We start from the raw sequence: 24,388 nt of genomic DNA, 5'->3' as shown, positions 1-24,388 counted from the left end.
GGCGGGCCGCCGCCTTCGACGAGGCGCGGGCCCGCGAGACGATCGGGCGGGCCGACCTCGTCCTCGACGGGCTCGTCGGCATCGGCGGCGGAGGCGCGCTGCGCGAGCCGTACGCCACGCTGGCGGGGCTTGCGGGCGAGACACAGGGGCTCGTGGTCGCGGTCGACGTGCCGAGCGGGGTGGACGCGAGCACCGGGCGGGTCGAGGGCCCGGCGGTCCGCGCCCACGTGACGGTGACGTTCGGGGCGTACAAGACCGGGCTGCTCGTCGACCCGGGCGCCGAGCGCGCCGGGGCCGTCGAGCTCGTGGACATCGGGCTCGGACCGCACCTGCCGGACCCCGACGTCGCGGCCCTGACCGGCGAGGACGTGGCCGACCTGCTGCCCCGGCCGGGCGCGGAGAGCGACAAGTACCGCCGGGGGGTCGTCGGGATCGCCGCGGGCAGCGACCGGTACACGGGGGCCGCCGTGCTGTCGGTGGGCGGGGCCGTCCGCGCCGGTGCGGGCATGGTCCGCTTCGCGAGCGCCGAGGAGCCCGTCCGGCACGTCCGCGCCCGCTGGCCGGAGGCGGTCACGACCGTCCTCGATCCGTCGCTGGTGCTGAAGAGCTCGCTGGACGAGGTGGGCCGCGTACAGGCGTGGGTGCTCGGCCCCGGCCTGGGGACCGGCCCGGAGGCGCACGCCGTCGCCCGCGCCGTGCTCGCGACAGACGTGCCCGTGATCGTGGACGCCGACGGGCTCTCGATCGTCGCCCGCGACCCCGCGCTGCTGCGCCGCGCCGCGCCCACGCTGGTCACCCCGCACGCCGGCGAGCTGTCCCGGCTCCTCGACGTGCCGAGGGAGCGGATCGAGGCCCGGAGGCTCGAGCACGCCCGGCGGGCCGCGGCCGAGCTGGGGGTGACCGTGCTGCTCAAGGGCTCGACCACGGTGATCGCCGAGGAGCACCGCCCGGCCCGGGTCAACACGACCGGCACCCCGTGGCTGGCCACCGGCGGCACCGGCGACGTCCTGTCCGGCATCGCGGGCGCCCTCCTCGCCGGCGGCCTCACCTGCTACGACGCCGCCTCGTGCGCGGCGCACCTGCACGGGCTGGCGGCCCGGATCGCCGCGAGGGGCGGCGCGGGAGGCCGTTCGGAGGCGCCGATCGCCGCCCTGGACGTGGCGCAGGCCCTGCCCGAGGCCGTCCGTGCGCTCTGACGTGCGGCTGGATTGGTCCCATCCACGTTCGGCCACCTGACACACTGGGAAAATGAGCTTCTCGACAGCGCGCCCCGCGACCCCGGCCGAGGCGCGTGTGGACCTGTCCGCCATCCGGCACAACGTGCGGCTGCTGGCCGAGCACGCGTCCGGCGCCGAGATGATGGTCGCCGTCAAGGCCGACGCGTACGGCCACGGCCTGGTGCCGACGGCGCGGGCCTGCCTGGAAGCGGGGGCGACCCGGCTCGGCACCGCCTACGTCCGCGAGGCGCTGGCGCTGCGGGCGGCCGGCGTGGCCGCGCCGATCCTGTCGTGGATCATCACGCCCGGCGAGCCCCTGGAGGAGGCCGCCCGGCTCGGGATCGAGCTGTCCGCCGGGGCGCCCTGGGTGCTGGACGAGATCGCCGAGGCCGCCCGGAACGCGGGCCGGTTGGTGCGCGTGCACCTGAAGGCCGACACCGGCATCTCCCGGGGCGGCGCCACGATCGACGCCTGGCCCGCCCTGGTCGAGCGCGCCCTCGCCGTCCAGGCCGGGGGCGCGATCGAGATCGTGGGCCTGTGGTCCCACCTCGCCTGCGCCGACATACCGGGGCACCCCTCGATCGAGCGCCAGCTCGCGGTCTTCGACGAGGCGCTGTCGATCGCCGACAAGGCCGGGGTGTCCAGCGGCGCGATCCGGCACATCGCCAACTCGGCCGCCCTCATGACGCTGCCGCAGGCCCGGTACGACATGGTCCGCCCCGGCATCGCGGTCTACGGCCTGAGCCCGATCCCCGAGCTCGGGGACTTCGGCCTGCGCCCCGCCATGACGCTCGCCGCGAGGCTCGCGAGCGTCAAGCGGGTCCGCGAGGACACCGGGGTCTCCTACGGTCACCTCTACGTCACGGACCGGGAGACCACGCTTGGCCTCGTCCCCCTCGGGTATGCGGACGGCATCCTGCGGAACGCCACCAACCTCGCCGAGGTGCTGGCGGCCGGGCGGCGCAGGCGCGTGGCCGGCCGGGTCTGCATGGACCAGTTCACGATCGACCTGGGTGACGATCAGGCGGAAGCGGGGGATGAGGTGATCCTTTTCGGACCCGGGGACGACGGCGAGCCGACGTGTCAGGAATGGGCGGATTCCCTGGGCACGATCACTCATGAGATCGTGACAAGGATCGGATCCCGCGTGCCGCGCGTCCACACGGACGGACGCTAGGCCGCGGCTGCGAGGAGGGCAGGAATGAGCACACGTCGCACGGTCGGGATCGCGAGTGCGGTCGTCGGCGCGGCGTCGGCGGGAGTGGCCGCGGCCACCCTCGCCAAGAGGTACGCCGTGGGCCGCATCCGGTTGCGTCCCGACCTGGAGGCGAGCGAGCCGTTCGGCGAGCTGCACGGCCGTCCGGTGACGCTGACGACCTCCGACGGCGTGTCGATCCACGCCGAGGTCGACGGCGTGGAGGACGCCCCGCTCACCGTCGTGCTCTGCCACGGGTACTGCCTGTCCCTGGACTCCTGGCACTACCAGCGGCGCGACCTCCGCGAGGACTACCGCCTGGTGCTGTGGGACCAGCGCTGCCACGGCTCCTCGGCGCGCGCCCAGGGCAAGGACTGCACGATCGAGCGGCTGGGGGAGGACCTCGCGCTCGTGCTGGACGAGCTCGTCCCCGGCCCCTGCGTGCTGGTCGGCCACTCCATGGGCGGCATGACGATCATGGCTCTGGCCGAGCAGCGGCCCGAGCTGTTCGGCGACAAGATCCGCGGGATCTCGCTGATCGCCACCTCGCCGGGCAAGCTGGCCGAGCTCACGCTGGGCCTGCCGGCGCTGGTGTCGAAGGTCGTGAACCTGGCCATCCCGACGGCCGTGTCGGTCATGCGGCGCAGCGGCGCGCTCGTCGACCGGGGACGCGAGGCGGGCACCGACCTGTCGTTCCTCGCCCTGCGCCTCCTGGGCTTCGGGGACTCCAAGAACGTCAGCCCCACGCTCGTCGACTTCGTCGAGTCGATGATCCGGGCCACGCCGTCCGAGGTCATCGCGGACTTCTACCCGGCCCTCATGTCGCACGACAAGCTGACCGCCCTCGACGTGCTCAACAAGGTTCCCACCGCGATCATCGTGGGCGAGCGCGACTGGCTGACCCCGCTCGACCACAGCAGGGCCATCGCCGCCGCCGTCCCCACCGCGCAGCTGACCACCGTGCCCGACGCGTCCCACCTGGTGCAGCTCGAACGGCCGGACACGGTGAACGAGGCCCTGCGCGACCTGCTGAAGCGGGCGGAGCGGGAGAACCTGTGACCGATACGCCGAGCGGGGGCCTCGCGAGCGTGACCGGGAAGGAGCACCGGGCGGCCACCGCCGAGGAGACCCGCGCGCTGGGCGCCCGCCTGGCGGCCCTGCTGCGGCCGGGCGACCTCGTCGTGCTCACCGGCCCCCTGGGGGCGGGCAAGACCACGCTCGTGCAGGGCGTCGCCGAGGGCCTCAAGGTCCGCGGCCCCATCACCTCGCCCACATTTGTCATCGCGCGGGTCCACCCGTCCCTGTCCGGGGGGCCCGCCCTCGTGCACGCGGACGCCTACCGGCTCGGCGGCGCCCTGGAGGTCGACGACCTCGACCTCGACGCCTCCCTGCAGGACTCGGTCACGGTGGTCGAGTGGGGCGAGGGGCTGGTCGAGGGCCTGTCGGACGACCGCCTGGAGATCCTCATCGAGCGCGGCGCCTCGGGCGAGGACCGCGTCATCCGGGTCACCGGCGTCGGCCCCCGCTGGTCCGCCGCCTGACGGCTGCTCGACGGCGAATGCGGCGGCGGCCCTCGCGGCGCGTCCGGCCGGCGGTTCGATCTAGGCCGGTACGCGCGCCGTCCTTGACGGCCGTCCTCTCCCCTATGGATCATCGCGAAGAGAAGATCCTTAGCCATGGGTTGGCATAGATTTTCTGGGTAGATGACCGGCGTGGGAGAGGGTGGGCCGATGAGCAGGGTCACGCAGGTCGCCGTCGCGGGATTGATGCTGCTCGGGGCCGTGGGGTGCTCGGCCCGGGCCGACTCCTCGGTCGCCGCCAGCCCCACGATCACCCTGACGCCCGCCCTGCCCTCGCCGGCGGTCACGATCTCGCGGCAGGACATCCGCGTCACGGTCGACCCGGCGAGGATCACCGGCGGGTCGACCAAGAGCATCCACATCACGGCCGGATGCCCGCTCCCCCAGGGCGGGCCGGAGTACCGGGCGACCGCCCGCTCCGACGCGTTCACGGGCCTCGTCACGCTCGTGCCGCCGCAGACGTCGTCCACGCCGACGCCGACGCCCGCCGCCACCGTCCCCGAGGTCCGCGGCAGTGCGACGATCAAGGCGGACGCCAAGCCGGGCGGCTACCGGGTCCAGGTCCGCTGCGAGGCCACCAACGACATCGGCGGCGCCTCGTTCCGGATCGTCGCCCCCTCGGCCACCCACACACGGATCCCTACGCGGGCGCCCCACGCGGGCGGCGGCGGCACGGCCGCGGGCGGCCCCGCCGACGACTCCAGCCTTCCGACGGGCGCGACGTTCCTGGTGATCCTGGCCGCCCTGGCCGTCGGCGTCGGCGTGGTCCGCAGGCGCTCAGGGGCCTGACCTTGGCGGTCTCCTCCCGGTGGGTGATCGTGGCCGGGGTCGTCACCGGGCTGGCGCTGTTCGCGGCCAACGGCGGCGGGGCCGACCGGAAGGCGGACACCCCGTCCTCCACCGTCGTCCCCGAGCGGATCGACATCCCCTCGCTGCGGCTCAAGGCTCCGTTGATGAAGCTCGGGCTCGACGACGCCGGCGACGTGGAGCTCCCGCCGTTCGACCGGCCCACCACCGCGGGCTGGTACACGGGCAGCGCCGTCCCCGGCGACCCTGGGGCGTCGGTCATCATCGGCCACGTCGACACCAAGACTGCCCCCGCCGTCTTCTACCGCCTGCGCGACCTGCGCAGGGGCGCGGTCGTGAAGGTCGTGCGCAGCGACGGCAAGACCGCGGAGTACGAGGTCGACTCGGTCGAACGCATCCCCAAGGACCGGTTCCCGGCCGAGCGGGTCTACGCCGAGGACGGGCTGCGCCTCATCACCTGCGGGGGCGACTTCGACTGGTCCCATCACGAGTACCGGGACAACATCATCGTCTACGCCTCCCTCGAACAGACCTGAGCCCGCCGGGCGTGACCGGAGGAGGCCGTCCCCTCCCCGCCCGGCGTGGGATTGAAGCTCCCGCTCAGCGACTACGCTTGACGTCCGTGCTTGTCTTGGCCTTCGACACCGCGACCCCGGCCGTCACCGCGGCCCTGCACGACGGCGGGCGCGTGGTGGCCGAGTCCACGACCGTCGACGCGCGGCGGCACGGCGAGCTCCTCGCCCCCGCCGTCGAGAAGGTCCTGCGTGACTCCGGCGCCGCTCTGAGGGACGTGACCGCGATCGTCGCGGGCACCGGCCCCGGGCCGTACACAGGGCTGCGGGTCGGTCTGATGACGGCGACCGCGCTCGCCACCACCGTCGGCGTGCCCGCGTTCGGGATCTGCACGCTCGACGCGCTCGCGTACGCCGCGCAGGTGGACGGCCCGTTCCTCGTGGCGACCGACGCGCGCCGCAAGGAGGTCTTCTGGGCCCGGTACGGCGACCCGCGCACCCGCCTCGACGGGCCGAGGGTGGACCGGCCGCACGACCTGCCCGCCGACCTGCCCGTCGTCGGCGCCGGCGGGCGCATGTACGCCGAGATCGTGGGCGCCGCCCGCCTCACCGGTCCCGAGCACCCCTCGGCAGGGGCGCTGGCCGCGCTCGCCGTGGAGCACCTGCGCGGCCTGTCGCCTGAGGAGGCGGCCGAGATCGCCCGGGTTCCCGAGGGCCGGGTCGACTCGGTGGAGAAGGCGTCCGAGCTGGGCGTCCTCGGCCCGGCGCGGCCCATCTACCTGCGCCGGCCCGACGCCCAGGTGCCCGGGACGCCCAAGAAGGTGACGGTGTGACCCGCCAGGGGGTGCCGCGATGAAGCAGGCGGCAGCGGTGCTGCGCCAGATGACGCGGGAGGACCTGCCCGCCGTCATGGAGATCGAGCGCACCACGTTCCCGGCCGACGCGTGGAGCGAGGCGATGATGCGCGGCGAGCTGCGCGACCAGCCGCGCACCCGCCACTACGTGGTCGCGGAGGTGGGCGGCCGGATCGTGGGGTACGCCGGGCTGGCCGCGGCGGCCGACCAGGCGGACGTCCAGACGATCGCCGTCCTCGAGGGGCACCGCAGATCGGGCATCGGCGCGGCGCTGATGGACGCCCTGCTCGCCGAGGCCGTACGGCGCGGCGCGCGGCAGGTGTTCCTGGAGGTGCGGGCCGACAACGCGCCCGCGCAGACGATGTACGAGCGGTTCGGGTTCGAACGGCTCGGCCTCCGGCGGCGCTACTACGACGACGGTATGGACGCCATCACGATGGTGAAGGAACTGGAGAGCCCGTGAGCCGGGCCGGCGGGGAGGTCGCATGAGTAGGACCGGCGAGCCGGTCGTCCTGGGCATCGAGACGTCCTGCGACGAGACCGGCGTCGGCATCGTGCGGGGGCACACGCTGCTCGCCAACACGATCGCCTCCAGCATGGACGAGCACGCCCGGTTCGGCGGCGTCGTCCCCGAGGTGGCCTCACGGGCGCACCTGGAGGCCATGGCCCCGACGGTGGAGGGCGCGCTCGCCGCGGCCGGGCTGCGGCTGTCCGACGTGGACGCCGTCGCCGTCACGGCCGGCCCCGGCCTGGCGGGGGCCCTGCTGGTCGGGGTGGCCGCCGCGAAGGCGTACGCGCTCGGCCTCGGCGTGCCGCTCTACGGCGTGAACCACCTGGCCGCGCACGTCGCCGTCGACCAGCTCGAACACGGCCCGCTGCCGAAGCCGGCCGTCGCGCTGCTGGTGAGCGGCGGCCACTCGTCGCTGCTGCTGGTGCCCGACGTGGCGCAGGACGTGATCTCGCTGGGCTCGACCGTGGACGACGCGGCGGGCGAGGCGTTCGACAAGGTGGCGCGCGTGCTGGGCCTGCCGTTCCCGGGCGGCCCGCACATCGACCGGGCGGCCCGCGAGGGCTCCGCCTCCTTCGTGACGTTCCCGCGGGGCAAGTACGACGACGGGACGCTCGACTTCTCCTTCTCGGGGCTGAAGACGGCCGTCGCCCGCTGGATCGAGGCCAGGGAGGCCGCGGGCGAGCCGGTGCCGGTCGCCGACGTCGCCGCCTCGTTCCAGGAGGCCGTCGTCGACGTGCTCACGCGCAAGGCGCTGCAGGCGTGCGAGCGTTACGGCGTCGGGGACCTGCTGATCGGCGGCGGCGTCGCGGCCAACTCTCGGCTGCGGGCGCTGGCCCAGGAGCGGTGCGACGCGGCCGGGGTGCGGCTGCGGGTGCCGCGCCCGGGGCTGTGCACCGACAACGGCGCGATGGTCGCGGCGCTCGGCTCCGACCTGGTCGCGGCCGGGGTGGCGCCGTCCTCGCTGGAGATCCCGGCCGACTCGTCGATGCCCATCACCGCCGTCCACGTCTGACGGCGGGCCTGGTCAGTCGCCGGGGGAGCGGGTGGGGCGCAGGAGGGCCTCGGCGAGGGCGAGCATGGTCTCCTCCAGCGCCGCGAGCCGCCGGGTGACGTCGCCGTGGGCCGGCTCCACGACACGGGTCACGGCGCCCGCCACCGTCTCGGCCATCTGCTCGCGGTCGGGCCGGTTCCGCACGGCCTCCACCAGCGGGGCAAGCGCGCTGGTGACGGTCATGACCTCGGCGTTCACCTCGCCCACGGTGGCGTTCAGCTCCGCGATCCGCATCTCGGACGGCAGGCGGCCCACGCGCTCGCCCACCACCTCGATCCGCTCGTCCACGGCGTCGAGCCGGTCGAGCAGCGCGCTCTCCAGGCGCTCGGTGCGCTCGCCCAGCGCGGCCATGGCCTTGTCCAGGCGGGTGAAGCGGCCGGCGGCGGCCTCCATGCTCGTCTGGAACTGCGCCAGGCGCTGCGCGAACTCCGTCATCCGCTCGGCCAGCCCCTGGGTGTGGCCGCCGACCGCGTCCACGTGGTCGCGCAGCAGCTCCATGTGCCGGGCGAGCCCTTCCGCCCAGACCGGCGGCTTGACCGCCATCTCGTCGAGCCGGCCGTTGAGGGCCTCCAGGGCGCCGCTCAGTCCGCCGAGCTCCCGCTCGCGCACCTCGCGGAGCAGCCATTCCATGCCTTCGAGCCGCTGCCGGATCTCGTCGAGGACGGCCCCCTGGGTCCGCTGCTCGTAGACGTGGTCCTGGGCGGCCCGGGCCAGCAGTTCGCGCATCCGGTCGGAGATGGCGGTCTGGCTGCCCGCCTGGAGGAGGTTGTGGCCCGAATGCTCCACCTAAGAGCTCCTTCACTCGCCGAACGACGCGTTCGGCCCGATCTCGCGGAGATGAACGAACAGGCGGGCACGGCCCGCGGGCCCAACTGTAGGCCCTGAGCAGGGCCGCGTTCGCGGGGACTGGAAAAGATCGTAATTGCCGGTGGATTGTCCGGGATTACGCGTGTCCGCGCAGGTCAGCAGCCTGATCGACGTCCCGGCAGAGCAGCGCGTACGGCCGGTCCTCGATGCGGGTGAGCACGACGACGGCCGCCTCGTCGCCCGACAGGCGCAGGTCCCTGCGCAGCCGCTCGACGTCCACGGCCGAGCCCCTCTTCTTGATGGTCAGCGTGCCGACCCGCCGCTCCCTGAGCGCCGCCCGCAGGCGTTTGAGCGAGAACGGCATGACCTCCTCCACCTCGTGACAGGAGGCCCACGCGGTGGGCACGAGCCGGTCTCCGGTCACGTACGCGATGCGGGGGTCGAGCAGGTGCCCGCCCACGATCTCGGCCACCTCCGCCACCAGATGGGCGCGGACGGCGGCGCCGTCGGGCTCGTAGAGGTACCGGCCGACCGGACCGGCAGCGGCCTCCGCCCCCGACGCCGTGAGCGTGTCCCCCGAGGGCAGCAGGGTGGCCCGCCGCCCGGCCGCGCCCCCGCCGACCCAGATCGCCGCCTCCTTGACCTCCCCCCGGTACGACACCCACTCGGCCTCCGTGCCTTCGGGGATCAGCTCGTACGGGATGCCGGGGGCGACCTTCAGGCAGGCCGCGGGCGCCCGGCCCACCAGGCCGAGGACCTCCGGCCAGCTGGGGGAGTAGGCCATCGGGTCGAACGTGCGCCCCCGCGCCCCCCGTCTGGCCGGGTCGGCGAACAGCAGCCCGTACGCCGAGGGGTCGGTCGCCGCGGCGTCGGCCGTCCGGACGCGGACCCGCTCCGACAGGCCGAGGGCGGCGGCGTTGGCGCGGGCGACCTCCGCCGTCAGCGGGTCGAGGTCGACCGCGTCGACCGGGCAGCCGGCGCGGGCGAGCGCGACGAGGTCGCCGCCGACCCCGCAGCAGACGTCCAGGACCGAGGGCGTGCCGAACCGGCGCAGGACCCCGGTGGCCCGGTGTGCGGCGACCTCGGCCCGGGTGGCCTGTTCGAGCCCGTGCGGCGTGAAGTACATGACCTCGGCGTCCCGGCCGAACTTGACCGCGGCCCGCCGCCGCAGCCCGGCCTGGGTGAGGGCGGCCGAGGTCAGCGCGAGCGGATGCGACCGGCGCAGGGCGGTCGCCGCAGCCACGGGGCCGGCGCCGGTCGCCAGGATCTCCACGGCCTCGGCCAGCGCCACGCGCCCCTCGGGTTCGAGCAGTGCGCGAAACGCCTCCAGGTCCACGGCCCCCGACGCTACCGCCTCACCGCGGGCGGCGCGCCGTCGGCCTCCGGATGCACCTGACCTGCGCTGCCGGTTCGTGTTGACTGTCACGCGCCACTTGCATACTGTTTCGTGTTGGCACTCTCCCGCTGAGAGTGCCAACAGCGACGAGACAGGTCTGACACCCGCGACGGCAGGCCGCTGGTCGCCTCTTCAGCTCATTCATCGCAATCTGAAGGGGAGGTCCGATCGTGACGACCGCCACTAAGGTTCCCGTTAAGCCGCTCGGCGACCGCATCGTGGTCCAGCCGCTTGAGGCCGAGCAGACCACCGCCTCCGGCCTGGTCATCCCGGACACCGCCAAGGAGAAGCCCCAGGAGGGCCGCGTGCTGGCCGTGGGCCCGGGCAACTGGGACGAGGACGGCGAGAAGCGCATCCCGCTCGACGTCAAGGAGGGCGACGTCGTCCTCTACAGCAAGTACGGCGGCACCGAGGTCAAGTACGGCGGCGAGGAGTACCTGGTGCTCTCGGCGCGCGACGTGCTCGCCATCATCGAGAAGTAGGCCGCGCACAGCGTGAGGAGCCCCGGGACATGTGCGCCCGGGGCTCCGTGCTCTCAAAAGGAGACTTGAATGCCGAAGATCCTGGAGTTCGAGGAGGACGCGCGGCGCGCCCTCGAGCGCGGCGTGAACGCCCTCGCCGACGCCGTCAAGGTGACCCTCGGCCCGCGTGGCCGCAACGTCGTCATCGACAAGAAGTTCGGCGCGCCGACCATCACGAACGACGGTGTGACCATCGCCCGTGAGGTCGAGCTGGACAAGCCGTACGAGAACCTCGGCGCCCAGCTCGCCAAGGAGGTCGCCACCAAGACCAATGACATCGCGGGCGACGGCACCACCACCGCGACGGTCCTGGCCCAGGCCATGGTCCGGGAGGGTCTGCGCAACGTCGCCGCGGGTGCCCAGCCGCTGTCGCTCAAGCGCGGCATCGACCGCGCCGCCAAGGCCGTGAGCGACCGCCTGCTGGAGGTCGCCCGTCCGGTCGAGGACAAGAAGGAGATCGCGCACGTCGCCACGATCTCCGCCCAGGACGCCAAGATCGGCGGCCTGATCGCCGAGGCGTTCGACAAGGTGGGCAAGGACGGCGTTATCACCGTCGAGGAGTCCAACGCCATGGGCCTCGAGCTGGAGTTCACCGAGGGACTCCAGTTCGACAAGGGCTACCTGTCCCACTACATGGTGACGGACCCCGAGCGCATGGAGTCGGTGCTGGAGGAGCCGTACGTCCTGATCCACCAGGGCAAGATCTCCTCCATCGCGGACTTCCTCCCCCTGCTGGAGAAGGTCGCCCAGACCAAGCGGCAGCTGCTGGTCATCGCCGAGGACGTCGAGGGCGAGGCCCTGGCCGTCCTGGTGACCAACAAGATCCGCGGCACCTTCAACTCCGTCGCCGTCAAGGCCCCCGGCTTCGGCGACCGCCGTAAGGCGATGCTGCAGGACATCGCGATCCTCACCGGCGGCCAGCTGGTGAGCGAGGAGGTCGGCCTCAAGCTGGAGCACGTCGGTCTCGACGTCCTCGGCACGGCCCGCCGCGTCGTGGTCAACAAGGACACCACCACCATCGTGGACGGCGCCGGCGACGCCCAGGCGATCGAGGACCGCGTCCGCGAGATCAAGCTGGCGATCGAGCAGTCCGACTCCGACTGGGACCGCGAGAAGCTCCAGGAGCGCCTCGCGAAGCTCTCGGGCGGCGTATGCGTGCTGCGCGTCGGCGCGGCCACCGAGGTGGAGCTCAAGGAGAAGAAGCACCGCCTGGAGGACGCGATCTCGGCGACCCGCGCCGCGATCGAGGAGGGCATCGTGTCGGGCGGCGGTTCCGCGCTCGTCCACGTGTCCAAGGCCCTCGACGACCTCAGCCTGGTGGGCGACGAGGCCACCGGCGTCTCGATCGTGCGCAAGTCGCTGATCGAGCCCGCCCGCTGGATCGCCGAGAACGCCGGCCTCGAGGGCTACGTCGTCACCACCAAGATCGCCGCGCTGAACCCCGGTGAGGGCCTCAACGCCGCCACCGGCGAGTACGGCGACCTGGTGGCCCAGGGCGTCATCGACCCGGTGAAGGTGACCCGCTCGGCCGTCCAGAACGCCGCGTCGATCGCCGGCATGCTGCTGACGACCGAGGCCCTCGTCGTGGACAAGCCCGAGGAGGAGGCCCCCGCGGCCGCCGGCCACGGTCACGGCCACGGGCACGGCCACTGACGAGGCTCCGAACGGAGAGGTGCGAGGCCACGGGCCGTTCGCAGGCCGCACGGCCGCCCGGACGGCCCGCCGGCCCCGCACCCACCCCGTCCGGCCCCTGTGAGGTCGCCGGACGCGAAAACGGCTCCCGCCGCCAGGCGGGGGCCGTTCGTCTTTTTCACAGTCAGAACACCTGACAAATATCGCTTGATTAGGGCATTTGGTTGGAATGTTCCAACGCTGCTGTGCTCGGTCGATTACCCATTGTTATCGCGCCGTCAATGTGACCAATCCGTAGCCTTTAACCATGACGACATGAACGATCGCGGCGGGCATCATGCGTAACGTGACCGAGGGATGCGTCGCCGACGCCGCAGTTGGGGTAAGGCTTGCGACGAGATCGGACGAGTCCGACCTCAGGGAACTGACCAGCCTTGCCGTTCAGGGAGATCGCCACGCGATCGAGTCGCTACTGGGACATCTGCGCCCGATGGTGGTGCGCTACTGCAGGGCCAGGCTCGGACGGGTGTCCGGTCACTACCACATCGCCGACGACGTGGCGCAGGAAGTGTGCATCGCGGTGCTGTCGGCGCTGCCGCGCTATCGGGACATGGGACGGCCGTTCGCGTCATTCGTGTTCGGCATCGCCTCCCACAAGGTCGCCGACGCCCTGCGCAGCTCCGTGCGCTCGGCCGTGCCGACCCAGGACCTCCCGGACGGGCCGGACGAGGGCCCGGGGCCGGAGGAGACGGTCGTCCGCTACATCGAGGCGCAGCACGCGCGGGATCTGCTGTCCCGGCTCCCGCACACGCAGCGGGAGCTTCTCATCCTCAGGGTTGTCTCAGGGCTTTCCGCCGAGGAGACGGGTAATGTACTCGGCATGTCCCCTGGTGCCGTCCGGGTCGCTCAGCATCGTGCTCTGGCCAGGCTCCGGCAGCTCGCCGAGTTGGAGTCGATTGCGTGACCACGAAACGTCGTCGTACGCCTCGCCATCTCGGGTCGTACGGCGATGCCGACGTGGAAGGCGACGTGATGCGGACGGACGCCGTCCTCGACGCGCTGGCCCGCCGTGAGCCGGTCGCCGGGGGCGACCCCGCCGTCCGGCTCCTCGGCGCGCTCGTCGCCGACGTCGACAGTCAGCGGCTCTCCTCGGTGTCGATAACGCCGTCCACGTAGCCCCTGGCGTACTCCCAGCTGACGTAGTCGGCCGGGTCGGGCTGGAAGGCCGGCTCGTGGACCTGCGGCCGGCCGTTGTCGATCATCTGGCGCAGGTTGCCGCGCAGCAGGTCCCAGTCGAAGTAGTGCTGGTCTCCGCATTCCGGGCAGTCGAGCACCAGCCCGAGCACCCCCTGCGGTTCGAGCAGCGAACGGAAGACCTCGACATCGGCGAGATCGGTCAGCGCCTCGTCGCGCTCGTCCGGCGTCAGCGGCTCCACGTCGTCGGGCGCTCCCAGCTCCGCCGCAGGATCCTCGGGGTCGTCCGCGAACGGATCGCGGGGGACGTCTTCCAGCACGCATCCCACCTTATGACCACCGTCCCCCGGACGAGCGAAAGTGCGCTCCATCTGCTCGTCCGGGCGTCTCCGTGTCCTCCGGCGTCCTCCCGGCCCCGCCTCCCAGCGGTCCGGGGGCTTCGTCAGAGCCAGCCGCGGCGGGCCGCCTCGACGCCGGCCTGGAAGCGCGTCTGCGCCCCCAGCTCGGTCATCGCCTCGGCGAACCGGGCGCGCACCGTGCGCACCGACAGGCCGAGGTGCCGGGAGATGGCCTCGTCGCTCAGTCCCTGCGCGGCCAGCCGCACCACCTGCTGCGCCCCCGTGCCGGCCCCGGGGTGGACCGGGACGGCCCGCGCCCACAGCTCCTCGAACAGCGAGCGCAGCGCGGACACCACGACGGGCGCCCTGACCAGGTAGCAGGCGTACGCGTGCTCGGGCGGGGCGGAGTCCCAGGCGGCCGGAAGCCCGGCCGTGTCGTCGCCCAGCGTGTAGAACCAGCTCGGCACGCCGTCGAGCGCCCGCACCCCCGCTCCGGCGGCGGCCAGGCGCTCGCACACCTCACGCGAGCGCGGCTCGGCCAGGACGGAGATCGGCACGATCAGGCGCGAGCGCATCAGGCCGTCCTCGATGGCCCGGATCCACGGCCCGGTGTACCGCTCGGCGAACCGCTCCATCGTGCGCGGGTCGGGGATCGCGCACACGAGGTCGGCGGGCGGCGCGTCCAGCGCGAGCCCGACCACGCTCTCGTACAGGTCGTCGGCGCCGTTCACGACCTCGACGGAGAACCGTCCCGTGCGGCAGTCGTGTCCCGCGTCGTAGTGGTGGGTGAGCAGCCCGACCGTCGCGAGCGCGTCGTCGATCTGCCGGGTCTGCCGGGCCATCTGGTCCAGGCGCTCGGCCACCAGCCGCCCGATGGCGGCCGCCGGATGCCGGGCCACGTACTCGCCGTTCCGCGCCTCGACGGCCCCGAGCCGTACGAGCCGGGTGAGGGTGTCGAGCACGTCGTCGGCGGGCTGGTCCACCGCGTGCGCGATCTCCGACAGTGTGGCGCGGTGGAGTTTCAGCACCGCCGTGTAGAGGACCGTCTGGTCGGGGGTGAGTCCGAGGCCACGCAGAGGGTCCGCGTTCCGCGTCGTACGCATGGGTCGCTCCGTTGGTGGTTCCGCTTGCCGAAACGCTCCGGGCGCCCCGCGCGCGGAACTCCCGGAGACCGATCCCTCGCCTCGAGATACGGGTCGCGAGAATAGCTCGGCTTTTGCTCGCGGTAGGGGTGTTCGCACATTCTGGTGACTGGACATGGTGGCTTTTGTGTGGATTGGAGCGGCTGCTTTTGTTTCGTTCGCACTTTCGAAACGCGGTGAAATGCAACTTTCTGCAGTTGCACGTTCAGACATTGCGTACGGACGTTGAGTGACGCATCCTTGACTCAGCGTCAACCGATACGCCACGTCGCTTGGGCGCGGAGGGGGGCTCGACGGCGTGGCCGGCACGACGCGCAGTGGGGGGACCGGTCCGCCGGTCCCCCCACTTTGTCGCCGTCCCGTACGCCTCCGGGGGCTTGACAGGTCCGCCGGACCCGGTTTGGGAGGGGCCACTAGACTGACCACGGGTCTGGCGAGGGACCCGCAGGGCAGGAGGGGTGGAGATGGGCAAGTTCACCGAGCCGGGACTCACGTTCGACGACGTGCTCCTCGTTCCCGCGTACTCGGATCTGCAGCCGGGCGAGGCGGACACGACCACCCGGCTGTCCCGGAACGTCACACTGCGGATCCCGCTGGTGTCCGCGGCGATGGACACGGTGACCGAGGCCCGCATGGCGGTCGCCATGGCCCGCCAGGGCGGCATCGGCATCCTGCACCGCAACCTGTCGGTGGAGGAGCAGGCCCAGCAGGTCGACCTGGTCAAGCGCTCCGAGGCCGGCATGGTGACCAACCCGGTGACCTGTGCGCCCGACGACACACTGGCCGACGTGGAGCGGCTGTGCGCCACCTACCGGATCTCCGGGGTGCCCGTCGCCGACGCCGAGGGCGTGCTCGTCGGCATCGTGACCAACCGCGACATGCGGTTCGAGACCGACCACTCCACGCCGGTCCGCGACGTCATGACCCCGATGCCGCTGGTGACGGCGCCCGTGGGCGTCTCCCGCGACGAGGCCTTCCGCCTGCTGCGGCAGAACAAGGTGGAGAAACTGCCCCTCGTCGACGAGGCCGGCCGCCTCCAGGGCCTGATCACGGTCAAGGACTTCACCAAGAGCGAGCAGTACCCGCTGGCCACGAAGGACGCCCGCGGGCGGCTCATGGTCGGCGCGGCGGTCGGCGTGGCCGGCGACGCCGAGGAGCGCGCGATGGCCCTGATCGAGGCCGGGGCCGACGTGATCATCGTCGACACGGCGCACGGGCACTCCCGCGGCGTCTGCGAGATGATCGCCAAGATCAAGGCGAACGGCCACGTGGACGTGATCGGCGGCAACGTCGCCACCCGGGCCGGCGCCCAGGCCCTCGTCGAGGCCGGGGCCGACGCGGTCAAGGTCGGCGTCGGGCCGGGCTCCATCTGCACCACCCGGGTCGTCGCCGGGGTGGGCGCCCCGCAGCTCACCGCCATCTACGAGGCGGCCCTCGCCTGCGGGCCGGCCGGGATCCCCGTCATCGGCGACGGCGGCCTGCAGTACTCGGGCGACATCGCCAAGGCCCTCGCCGCGGGCGCGGACACGGTCATGCTGGGCTCGCTGCTCGCGGGCTGCGAGGAGTCGCCCGGCGAACTGATCTTCATCAACGGCAAGCAGTTCAAGTCGTACCGGGGCATGGGCTCGCTGGGCGCGGTGCGCAACCGCGAGCGCGGCGGCCTGTCGTTCAGCAAGGACCGCTACGCGCAGTCCGAGGTGTCCGGCGAGGACAAGTACATCCCCGAGGGGATCGAGGGCCAGGTCCCCTACCGCGGCCCGGTGGCCGCCGTCGCCCACCAGCTGGTCGGCGGCCTGCGCCAGGGCATGTGGTACACCGGCTCCCGGACGGTCGAGGAGCTGCACGAGAAGGCGCAGCTCATGCCGATCACCGCGGCGGGGCTCAAGGAGAGCCACCCGCACGACATCCAGATGACGGTAGAGGCCCCCAACTACCACGGGCGGTAGCGGGCGACGGCACGGCTCCCGCGGGCGGCCGCCACGGGGGCCGTGCTCCATGAAGGGGAAAGAACAGGGGAATGACTCAGGTGGAGATCGGGCGCGGCAAGAGCGGGCGGCGGGCGTACGCCCTGGACGAGATCGGCATCGTGCCCTCCCGGCGCACCCGTGACCCGGAGGAGGTCTCGATCTCCTGGCAGATCGACGCCTACCGGTTCGACTCGCCCCTCGTGGCGAGCCCGATGGACAGCGTGGTGTCCCCGGCGACGGCCATCGAGATCGGCCGGCTGGGCGGGCTCGGTGTGCTCGACCTCGAGGGACTGTGGACGCGGTACGACGACCCGGCCCCGCTGCTGGAGGAGGTCGCCACGATGGACCCGGCGGCCGCGACCCGCCGGCTGCAGGAGATCTACACGGCCCCGATCAGGGACGAGCTCATCGGGCGGCGGATCGAGGAGATCCGGGCCGGGGGCGTGACGACGGCCGTGCGCCTGTCGCCGCAGCGGACCGTCCAGCACCACAAGGCCGTGATCGACGCGGGCGTCGACATCTTCGTCATCCGCGGCACGACGGTCTCCGCCGAGCACGTGTCCGGCCGGGCCGAGCCCCTCAACCTGAAGCAGTTCATCTACGAGCTCGACGTCCCGGTCGTCGTCGGCGGCTGCGCCACGTACACGGCCGCCCTGCACCTCATGCGGACCGGAGCGGCCGGCGTGCTCGTCGGCTTCGGCGGCGGCGCCTCCCACACGACCCGCAACGTCCTCGGCGTCGTCGTGCCGATGGCCACCGCGATCTCCGACGTCGCCGCCGCCCGCCGCGACTACATGGACGAGTCGGGCGGCCGCTACGTCCACGTCATCGCGGACGGCGGCATGGGCGGGTCGGGCGACATCGCCAAGGCGATCGCCTGCGGCGCCGACGCCGTCATGGTCGGCTCCCCGCTCGCGCGGGCGTCCGAGGCGCCCGGCCGCGGCTTCCACTGGGGCTCGGAGGCCCACCACCCCGAGCTTCCGCGCGGCAAGCGCGTCGAGTTCGGCACGATCGGCACGCTGGAGCAGATCCTGCACGGCCCGTCGTCGCTGGCCGATGGCTCGATGAACCTCATGGGCGCCCTGCGCCGCACGATGGCCACCGCGGGCTACTCCGACCTCAAGGAGTTCCAGCGCGTCGAGGTCGTCGTCGCCCCGCCGCAGCCCTGACCCGTCCGGGGCCGTCGCGGCCCCGGCCCTTCCGGGGCCCGTCGTCGCGGGCCCCGGACTCACGGGCGTCAGGCGCCGGCGGGCCGGCGCACCCAGGCGCCCCGCTTCATGACGCCGTCCACGTTCAGGTCGTCGTCGAGCACCACCAGGTCGGCGTGCTTGCCCACGGAGATCGAACCGATCTCGCCGTCCAGGCCGAGCACGCGGGCCGGCGTCAGCGAGGCCATCAGGGCGGCGTCGACCAGCGAGAGCCCGACCTCCCGCACCGTGCGCCGGAACGCGACGTCCATCGTGAGCGTGCTGCCCGCGATCGCGCCGCCCTCGGCCAGCCGCGCCACGCCGTTCTCGACGTTCACGGTCATCGGTCCCAGAGGGTACCGGCCGTCGCCCATGCCGGCCGCCGCCATCGCGTCCGTGATCAGGGCCGTACGGCTCGCGCCCGCGGCGTGCATGGCCAGGCGCAGCATGGCCGGGTGCACGTGGACGCCGTCGTTGATGAGCTCGACGGTCACCCGTTCGTCCTGCAGGAGGGCGGCGATCGGGCCCGGCTCCCGGTGGTTCAGCGCCGGCATCGCGTTGTAGAGGTGGGTCGCCACGGTGGCGCCCGCCTCGACACCGGCCAGCGTCTGCTCGTACGTCGCGTCGCTGTGGCCGACGGCGGCGACGACGCCCTCGGCGGCGGCGTCCCTGATCACGTCGATCGCGTTGGGCAGCTCCGCCGCGATCGTGATCATGCGGACGTGCCCGCGGCCGGCCCGCACCAGCTCCCGGAACTCGCCCCGGTCCGGGTCGCGCAGCAGCGCCGGGTTGTGCGCGCCGCACCGGGCCTTCGAGATGTACGGCCCCTCGAAGTGGATGCCGGCGACCAGGCCCTGCTCGCAGAGGTCGGCCAGCGCCGAGGCCGCCCGGGCCAGCGTCTCGGGGGCGGCGGTGACCAGGCTCGCCATCGCGGTCGTCGAGCCGCGGCCCAGGTGGAAGGCGGCGACCGCGGCCGCGCTCTCCGGGTCGCCGTCCGGGTAGGAGCCGCCGGCGCCGCCGTGGGTGTGGATGTCGACGAACCCGGGGACGATCGTGCGGCCGCCCAGGCTCAGCCCGGCGCCGGGCGCCCTGCCGCTGCCGACGTGGGTGATCCTGCCGTCCTCGATGGTGAGCCAGCCGTCGTGGACCCCGTCCGGGGTCACGACGCGGGCGTCCGAGAGAGTCACGCTCATGGGGCCCATCTTCGCGGGGCAGGGCCCGGGCTCGCACGTGGGGGTTCGCCCAGGGTGGCCGCGACGGCTCGGGCAGGGGTCCGTACGCCCTCCGGGCGGGCGCGTTACCCGCCTTGGTGTGAATTCGCCCACGTCAACCGATATTTCGGAAGATCGATGGGAAAGAGAAGGGCAGGCGCGATTGGCGTCTGGCTACCCACGGGTAGCTTTAGGTGACGCAGGTAAAGCCGCACAGAGGGAGCCCCATGACGGCGAGGATGGGCCCGGCACGTCTCGGCCCGGCAGAACGCGCGGCGGCGCTCGCGCGGATGGAGGCGCAGGAACTCGACGTCGTGGTGATCGGCGGAGGCGTGGTGGGGGCGGGCGTCGCGCTGGACGCCGTGACCCGGGGCCTGTCCGTCGGGCTGGTGGAGGCCCGGGACTTCGCCTCGGGCACCTCGTCCCGGTCGTCCAAGCTGATCCACGGCGGGCTCCGCTACCTGGAGCAGCTCAACTTCGACCTCGTCCGCGAGGCGCTGCGGGAGCGCTCGATGCTGCTCCAGCGGATCGCCCCCCACCTGGTGAGGCCGGTGCCGTTCCTCTACCCGCTGACCCACACGGGCTGGGAACGGCCGTACATCGGCGCGGGGCTGGCGCTCTACGACACGCTGGGCTTCTCCTTCGGCTTCCGCCGGGGGGTTCCCGGGCACCGCCACCTGTCGCGGCGCAGCGCCCTGAAGGTGGCCCCCTCCCTGCGCAGAGCGGCCTTCACGGGGGCCGTGCAGTACTGGGACGCCCAGGTCGACGACGCCCGGTTCGTGATGACCATGCTCCGCACGGCCGCGACGTACGGCGCGCAGGTGGCCTCGCGCGCCCAGGCGGTCGGCTTCCTGCGGGAGGGCGAGCGGGTCACCGGCGTGCGGGTGCGCGACCTGGAGACGGGCGCCGAGATGGACATCCGGGCCCGTCAGGTGGTCAACGCGACCGGCGTGTGGACCGACGACATCCAGCAGCTCGTGGGCGGCCGGGGCCGTATCCACGTGCGGGCGTCCAAGGGCATCCACCTCGTCGTGCCGCGCGACCGGATCCACTCGGTGAGCGGGATCATCATGCGGACCGAGAAGTCCGTGCTGTTCGTCATCCCGTGGGGCCGGCACTGGATCATCGGGACCACCGACACGGACTGGACGCTCGACAAGGCCCATCCGGCGGCCTCCCGCAACGACATCGACTACCTGCTCGACCACGTGAACTCGGTGCTGTCGGTGCCGCTGACGAGGGACGACGTCGAGGGCGTGTACGCCGGGCTGCGGCCGCTGCTGGCCGGGGAGTCCGAGGAGACCTCGAAGCTGTCGCGCGAGCACGTCGTCACCCACCCCGTGCCGGGGCTCGTGATGGTCGCGGGCGGCAAGTTCACGACGTACCGGGTGATGGCCGCCGACGCGGTGGACGCGGTCGCGCACGGGCTCGACCAGCGGGTCCCGGTGTCCTGCACCGACCAGGTGCCGCTGGCGGGCGCGGAGGGCTACCAGGCGCTGTGGAACTCCCGCCACCGGCTCGCCCGCGCCTCCGGCCTGCACGTCGCCCGCATCGAGCACCTGCTGGAGCGGTACGGATCGATGATCGACGAGGTGCTCGTGCTCATCGAGGACGACCCCTCCCTCGGGCGTCCGCTGAACGGCGCCGACGACTACCTGCGGGCCGAAATCGTCTACGCGGCCACCCACGAGGGCGCCCGGCACCTGAACGACGCGCTGACCCGCCGCACGCGCATCTCGATCGAGACGTTCCACCGCGGCACGGCCGTGGCCCAGGAGGCCGCCGAGCTGATGGCCGGCCCGCTGGGCTGGGACGACGAGCAGGTCAAGCGCGAGGTGGAGTACTACACCAAGCGCGTGGAGGCCGAGCGCGCCTCGCAGGAGCAGGACACCGACCAGGACGCGGACGCCATCCGCCTCGGCGCCCCGGAGATCGTCCCCGTCGCCCTCCCCGAGGGCCGTACGGCCTGAGCCCGGCCCGCGGGCGGGCCGGGACTCGCGGCCGTCAGGCGAAGGGGATCCAGGCCTGGTCGGCGAGCGTGGCCGCGTCGCTGACCTTGAGGCCGGCGTCGGACAGGGTCCAGACGTGGTCGCCGATGACCAGGCAGCGGCGGATGCCCTCGTCCACCGGCGCCGCGTCGCCGTGCGCCGCCGGGCGGGGGTGGCGGATGAGGCCCTCCTGGTCGATGCCGCCGTCCCCCACCTTGAGCACGAGCGCCGCGCTGCCCTCCTCGCCGGCCTTCGACCAGTTGGTCAGCGGGACCATGGCCAGCCCCGACTGCGGCCAGTAGAGGAAGGCGTGCGGGTCCCACTCGGCCTCGGAGCCGGAATCGGGCTGGTGGAACCGCGAGAGGATCTTCGGCGCGGCCGGGTCGCTGACGTCGAACAGCGAGATCTGCGTGCCGAGGGCCCGGCCCTTGCCGTTCGCCTCCTGGCCGATGCCGAGCAGCCGTCCCGGGCCGCCGGGGTGGAGGTAGGCCGAGTAGCCGGTGATCTGCAGCTCGCCCGACACCTTGGGCGCGGCCGGGTCCCGCAGGTCCAGCGCGTACAGGGGGTCGGTCTGGCGGAAGGTGACCACGTAGCCGATGTCGCCCATGAAGCGGACCGAGTAGATCCGCTCGCCCCTGCCCAGGCCGGTGACCGCGCCCGTGCGGGCGAGGCTGCCGGAGTCGAGCACGTAGACGCCGCTCTCCGCGGTGCCCGGGCTCGCGCCGAACACCTCGGCGCCGCTGGTCGTGGCGACCCTCAGGTGGCCCTCGTACTCCGAGAGCGAGTACTGGTTGAGCAGCCGGCCCGGGACCGCCCCCGAGGTGACGTAGCGCGGGGCGCCCGAGCCGCCGATGTCGAACCGGTGCACCTCGGTCCGCTCGGGCGGCGCGGCCGGCGTCGGCGACGGGGCGGGCGTCGTCGCGCCGGGGACGGGCGCCACGTCCTCGACGGGCCGGGGGAACCACCAACGGGGGTTGCTGGTGACGTAGAGGCTCGTCGGGGTGGCATAGACGGTGTCGCCGTCGGCGGCCACGGCCACGGGGGTGTCCGACGCGAACGGCGCGGCCCCGGCCGACAGGTCGATCGTGTGGATGGTCAGCATCGACGTGCCCGTGAAGGCGTCGGGGTGGCTGACCTGGTCGCAGCCGACCCGCTCGGTGCGGGTGGTGCCGCCCGTCTCCACGTCGTACGTGGGCAGCCACGCGTCGGCGGGGGCCCGCAGCACAGCCTGCCGGTTGGCCTCGGTCATCTCGCTCTCGGACGCGTTCTCCTTCTGCGTGGGGAACGTGATCTGCGGCTGGGAGCGGACGACGATCCGCACGGTCGAGCCGACCTGCCGGGCGTCCACGTGGGCGCCGTTCACGGTCATCGAGCCGAGCACCGCCGGCCGTCCGCCGGACAGGTCCACCAGCACGTAGCGGGGGCCGGTAAGCCCGGGCCGCACCTTGGCCATGGCGCCGAACGGCAGGATGCCGCCGCCCTGGAACAGCACGAGCGCCCGGTCGCCCGAGATCAGCAGGTCGGCCGGGGTCCACGACTGGTCCTCGGGGAGAAGCCGCAGCGTCCCGGTCACCGCGTGGCTGTCCGCGTCGACCACCCGCAACACGCCCCGGGTCACGGTGACGATGCGGTGGCCGTCGGTCTTGACCAGGTCGGGCTCGTCGACGCCGGCCTCCTGGACGTTCGTCGTCGAGTACGTGCCGGCGGGGACGGCCTGCTTGGCGGTGGGGGCGACATCGCTGCGCGCGAGCATCATCAGGTTGTCGCCGAAGCCCCAGGGCGTCACGTTGCCCGCCGCCGTCTCGCGCAGCCCGGCGGCCATATCGTCGCAGCTCGTGTAGGAGACGAGCCGGACCTTCCCGGTCAGGTCGACCGCCGCCGGGCCGGGTGCCGTACGGCTCCCGGCGCACGCCGTGGCCAGCAGCCCGGCCAGCGCGACGGCTCCCGCCGTACGAATGGTTGTCCTCATGCCCCTACCACGGATCGCGGCGGGGGCCGGTTCGGTCCGCCGTCCGAAGTGTGCCGGGCGTCACGCTCAGTTGGCGCCCGCGGGCCGGACGCGGGAGTAGAACGGGCCCAGGCGGTCGGACTCGCTCGTCTCCAGCAGCGTCCGCAGCACGTGCCCCCGCAGGTCGATCACGACCACCTTCGACGCGTTGGACACGACCGGGGTCCAGCAGAACAGGTGCCGCTCGTCCCACCAGCCGAGGACCTTGCTGCAGCCGGAGGAGATCCGGCCGGTGGGGGCGCCGGTGGAGGCGTCCCACAGGCAGGCCGTGCCCTCGTCGTGGGCGCACATCGTCACCATCGACGCCCCGGACGGCGAGAACAGCCCGGCCAGCGTGTTGTACGGCGTGCCGACGCCGGCGAGCGTCTTCAGGAGGTTCCCCTTGAGGTCGTAGTAGCGGATGCCGCTCGACGCGCCGTCGTCGAACCAGGTGGCGACCGCCGAGCCGTCGCCGGTGAAGTAGAACCGGCCGTACTTGATCGCGGGGTCGTTGACCCTCCGCACGGTCGCGGTCCCGGCCGCCGCGTCGACGAGGACGAAGCCCTTGGTGGTCCAGGTCGAGCCGCCCGGGTTGCGGACGCTCAGCAGCAGGTGCCGGCTGTCGGCCGTCCAGTCGGCGTACTCGTACGTCAGGGGGTACTTCACGGTCTTGACGGTCCGCACGGCGCCGGTGGCCCGGTCGACGAGGTCCACGCCGTGGTAGTTGTCGCTCGTGTACTTGCGCGTACGGCCGGCCGAGATCGTGAGGTCGGGGGACAGCGACTGCTGCCAGTACGTGACGTCCTTCGTGAACGTCCCCGTGGCGGTCGATCGCGGGTAGTCGATCCACTCGTCCTTGGCCGTGTCCTGCACCTCGTAGTAGGTGAGCTTCACGGGGTCGGCCGGGTTCTCGTAGATCGTGGCGTCCACGCCGGGCAGCCGCGTCCGGGTGAGGGGGCTCGGCAGCGGCGAGGGGCTCGTGGCGCTCGGCGAGGGCGAGGCGGACGCGTCGGCGCGGACCGTGCCGCCGTGCCGGGACGCGAGGACGACGCCGACGACCGCGACGATCGCCACCGCGACGATCCCGCTCACCAGGGCGGGGCCGTAGCGCCGCGGTGGCCGGCCGTCCCCGCCTCCCGGACGGGTGTCGGCCGCGGGCCGGGAGGCCGCCGCCGGGTACGGCGGCACCGGGTGGGGCACCGAGTGCGGCGGCGGCACCGGGTAGGCGCGGCCGGAGTCGGGAGCGGACGGCTGCGCGCCGGGCGACGGCACGGGGGAGAACGGCCGGGGA

General features: G+C 73.1%; 21 protein-coding genes and 2 pseudogenes. 16 read left to right on the top strand and 7 right to left on the bottom strand.

Annotation, left to right across the window (positions count from 1 at the left end; genetic code table 11):
- From MPTA5024_RS24775 to tsaD, 9 genes and pseudogenes are all read left to right on the top strand, one after another.
- Positions 1-1,196 (top strand): NAD(P)H-hydrate dehydratase (locus tag MPTA5024_RS24775; protein WP_063794761.1); only part of this gene is annotated, 1,196 nt, incomplete at its 5' end.
- A gap of 52 nt (positions 1,197-1,248) precedes the next feature.
- Positions 1,249-2,394, top strand: coding sequence for an alanine racemase (alr, locus tag MPTA5024_RS24770; RefSeq protein ID WP_036328438.1), 1,146 nt, complete (start codon positions 1,249-1,251; stop codon positions 2,392-2,394).
- A gap of 24 nt (positions 2,395-2,418) precedes the next feature.
- The gene (locus MPTA5024_RS24765) at positions 2,419-3,471 is read left to right on the top strand and encodes an alpha/beta fold hydrolase (protein WP_036328436.1); all 1,053 of its coding nucleotides are present in this window, start codon (positions 2,419-2,421) and stop codon (positions 3,469-3,471) included.
- Positions 3,468-3,953: a tRNA (adenosine(37)-N6)-threonylcarbamoyltransferase complex ATPase subunit type 1 TsaE gene (gene tsaE / locus MPTA5024_RS24760; RefSeq protein ID WP_198167356.1), complete on the top strand. Its 486-nt coding sequence runs from the start codon at positions 3,468-3,470 to the stop codon at positions 3,951-3,953. Before MPTA5024_RS24765 ends, tsaE begins: the two co-directional genes overlap by 4 nt.
- A 189-nt stretch (positions 3,954-4,142) precedes the next feature.
- Positions 4,143-4,781, top strand: coding sequence for a hypothetical protein (locus MPTA5024_RS43745; protein ID WP_036328433.1), 639 nt, complete (start codon positions 4,143-4,145; stop codon positions 4,779-4,781).
- A gap of 2 nt (positions 4,782-4,783) precedes the next feature.
- A complete protein-coding gene (locus MPTA5024_RS43740; RefSeq protein WP_036328432.1) occupies positions 4,784-5,335 on the top strand; it encodes a class F sortase in 552 nt (183 codons plus the stop codon).
- An 86-nt stretch (positions 5,336-5,421) separates the two neighbouring features.
- A complete protein-coding gene (gene tsaB / locus MPTA5024_RS24745; protein WP_036328430.1) occupies positions 5,422-6,144 on the top strand; it encodes a tRNA (adenosine(37)-N6)-threonylcarbamoyltransferase complex dimerization subunit type 1 TsaB in 723 nt (240 codons plus the stop codon).
- Between the two features lie 16 nt (positions 6,145-6,160).
- Positions 6,161-6,628: pseudogene (gene rimI / locus MPTA5024_RS24740) on the top strand (ribosomal protein S18-alanine N-acetyltransferase); the annotation flags it as partial.
- A 22-nt stretch (positions 6,629-6,650) separates the two neighbouring features.
- Entirely contained in the window at positions 6,651-7,688 is a 1,038-nt protein-coding gene (tsaD, locus tag MPTA5024_RS24735; RefSeq protein ID WP_036328425.1) for a tRNA (adenosine(37)-N6)-threonylcarbamoyltransferase complex transferase subunit TsaD, read from the top strand.
- 12 nt (positions 7,689-7,700) lie between these two features.
- On the opposite strand, the gene MPTA5024_RS24730 is transcribed toward tsaD, so the two are convergent.
- Both MPTA5024_RS24730 and MPTA5024_RS24725 read right to left on the bottom strand, forming a co-directional pair.
- Positions 7,701-8,513, bottom strand: coding sequence for a hypothetical protein (locus MPTA5024_RS24730; RefSeq protein ID WP_036328423.1), 813 nt, complete (start codon positions 8,511-8,513; stop codon positions 7,701-7,703).
- 157 nt (positions 8,514-8,670) lie between these two features.
- Positions 8,671-9,870 (bottom strand): class I SAM-dependent methyltransferase, encoded by a 1,200-nt coding sequence (locus MPTA5024_RS24725; RefSeq protein WP_036328421.1) that lies wholly within the window; start codon positions 9,868-9,870, stop codon positions 8,671-8,673.
- 230 nt (positions 9,871-10,100) lie between these two features.
- Here MPTA5024_RS24725 and groES point away from each other — a divergent pair, with 230 nt between their 5' ends.
- From groES to MPTA5024_RS41270, 4 genes are all read left to right on the top strand, one after another.
- Positions 10,101-10,412, top strand: coding sequence for a co-chaperone GroES (groES, locus tag MPTA5024_RS24720; protein ID WP_030508383.1), 312 nt, complete (start codon positions 10,101-10,103; stop codon positions 10,410-10,412).
- Positions 10,413-10,481: 69 nt separating this feature from the next.
- Entirely contained in the window at positions 10,482-12,104 is a 1,623-nt protein-coding gene (gene groL / locus MPTA5024_RS24715) for a chaperonin GroEL (protein ID WP_036328418.1), read from the top strand.
- A 316-nt stretch (positions 12,105-12,420) separates the two neighbouring features.
- Entirely contained in the window at positions 12,421-13,047 is a 627-nt protein-coding gene (locus MPTA5024_RS24710) for a sigma-70 family RNA polymerase sigma factor (protein ID WP_157099695.1), read from the top strand.
- Positions 13,044-13,259: an anti-sigma-D factor RsdA gene (locus MPTA5024_RS41270; RefSeq protein ID WP_157099694.1), complete on the top strand. Its 216-nt coding sequence runs from the start codon at positions 13,044-13,046 to the stop codon at positions 13,257-13,259. The genes MPTA5024_RS24710 and MPTA5024_RS41270 overlap by 4 nt, the downstream gene beginning before the upstream one ends.
- Here MPTA5024_RS41270 and MPTA5024_RS24705 read toward each other — a convergent pair.
- Positions 13,220-13,597 carry a DUF5319 domain-containing protein gene (locus MPTA5024_RS24705; protein WP_036328413.1) on the bottom strand — a complete coding sequence of 126 codons (378 nt, stop codon included), beginning with the start codon at positions 13,595-13,597 and terminating at the stop codon, positions 13,220-13,222. The genes MPTA5024_RS41270 and MPTA5024_RS24705 overlap by 40 nt on opposite strands.
- Before the next feature lie 122 nt (positions 13,598-13,719).
- Positions 13,720-14,718, bottom strand: coding sequence for a helix-turn-helix transcriptional regulator (locus MPTA5024_RS24700; protein WP_036328411.1), 999 nt, complete (start codon positions 14,716-14,718; stop codon positions 13,720-13,722).
- A gap of 503 nt (positions 14,719-15,221) precedes the next feature.
- Between MPTA5024_RS24700 and guaB the strand changes: the two genes are divergently transcribed.
- Both guaB and MPTA5024_RS24690 read left to right on the top strand, forming a co-directional pair.
- A complete protein-coding gene (guaB, locus tag MPTA5024_RS24695) occupies positions 15,222-16,703 on the top strand; it encodes an IMP dehydrogenase (RefSeq protein ID WP_036328409.1) in 1,482 nt (493 codons plus the stop codon).
- Between the two features lie 71 nt (positions 16,704-16,774).
- Positions 16,775-17,893: a GuaB3 family IMP dehydrogenase-related protein gene (locus tag MPTA5024_RS24690; protein WP_198167354.1), complete on the top strand. Its 1,119-nt coding sequence runs from the start codon at positions 16,775-16,777 to the stop codon at positions 17,891-17,893.
- Between the two features lie 68 nt (positions 17,894-17,961).
- Here the strand turns inward: MPTA5024_RS24690 and nagA are convergent, their stop codons facing one another.
- Positions 17,962-19,113, bottom strand: a complete 1,152-nt coding sequence (nagA, locus tag MPTA5024_RS24685) for an N-acetylglucosamine-6-phosphate deacetylase (RefSeq protein ID WP_036328405.1) — start codon at positions 19,111-19,113, stop codon at positions 17,962-17,964.
- 236 nt (positions 19,114-19,349) lie between these two features.
- Between nagA and glpD the strand changes: the two genes are divergently transcribed.
- Entirely contained in the window at positions 19,350-21,092 is a 1,743-nt protein-coding gene (glpD, locus tag MPTA5024_RS24680) for a glycerol-3-phosphate dehydrogenase (RefSeq protein WP_084369965.1), read from the top strand.
- A 34-nt stretch (positions 21,093-21,126) separates the two neighbouring features.
- Here the strand turns inward: glpD and MPTA5024_RS24675 are convergent, their stop codons facing one another.
- Together MPTA5024_RS24675 and MPTA5024_RS42565 are read right to left on the bottom strand one after the other, a co-directional pair.
- Entirely contained in the window at positions 21,127-23,079 is a 1,953-nt protein-coding gene (locus MPTA5024_RS24675) for a beta-propeller domain-containing protein (RefSeq protein ID WP_036328402.1), read from the bottom strand.
- 66 nt (positions 23,080-23,145) lie between these two features.
- A pseudogene (locus tag MPTA5024_RS42565) lies at positions 23,146-24,388 on the bottom strand (hypothetical protein); the annotation flags it as partial.

The sequence above is a fragment of the Microbispora sp. ATCC PTA-5024 genome, from assembly GCF_000511135.2.
GTDB lineage: Bacteria > Actinomycetota > Actinomycetes > Streptosporangiales > Streptosporangiaceae > Microbispora > Microbispora corallina.
This window is presented reverse-complemented; position numbering and strand designations above follow the sequence as displayed.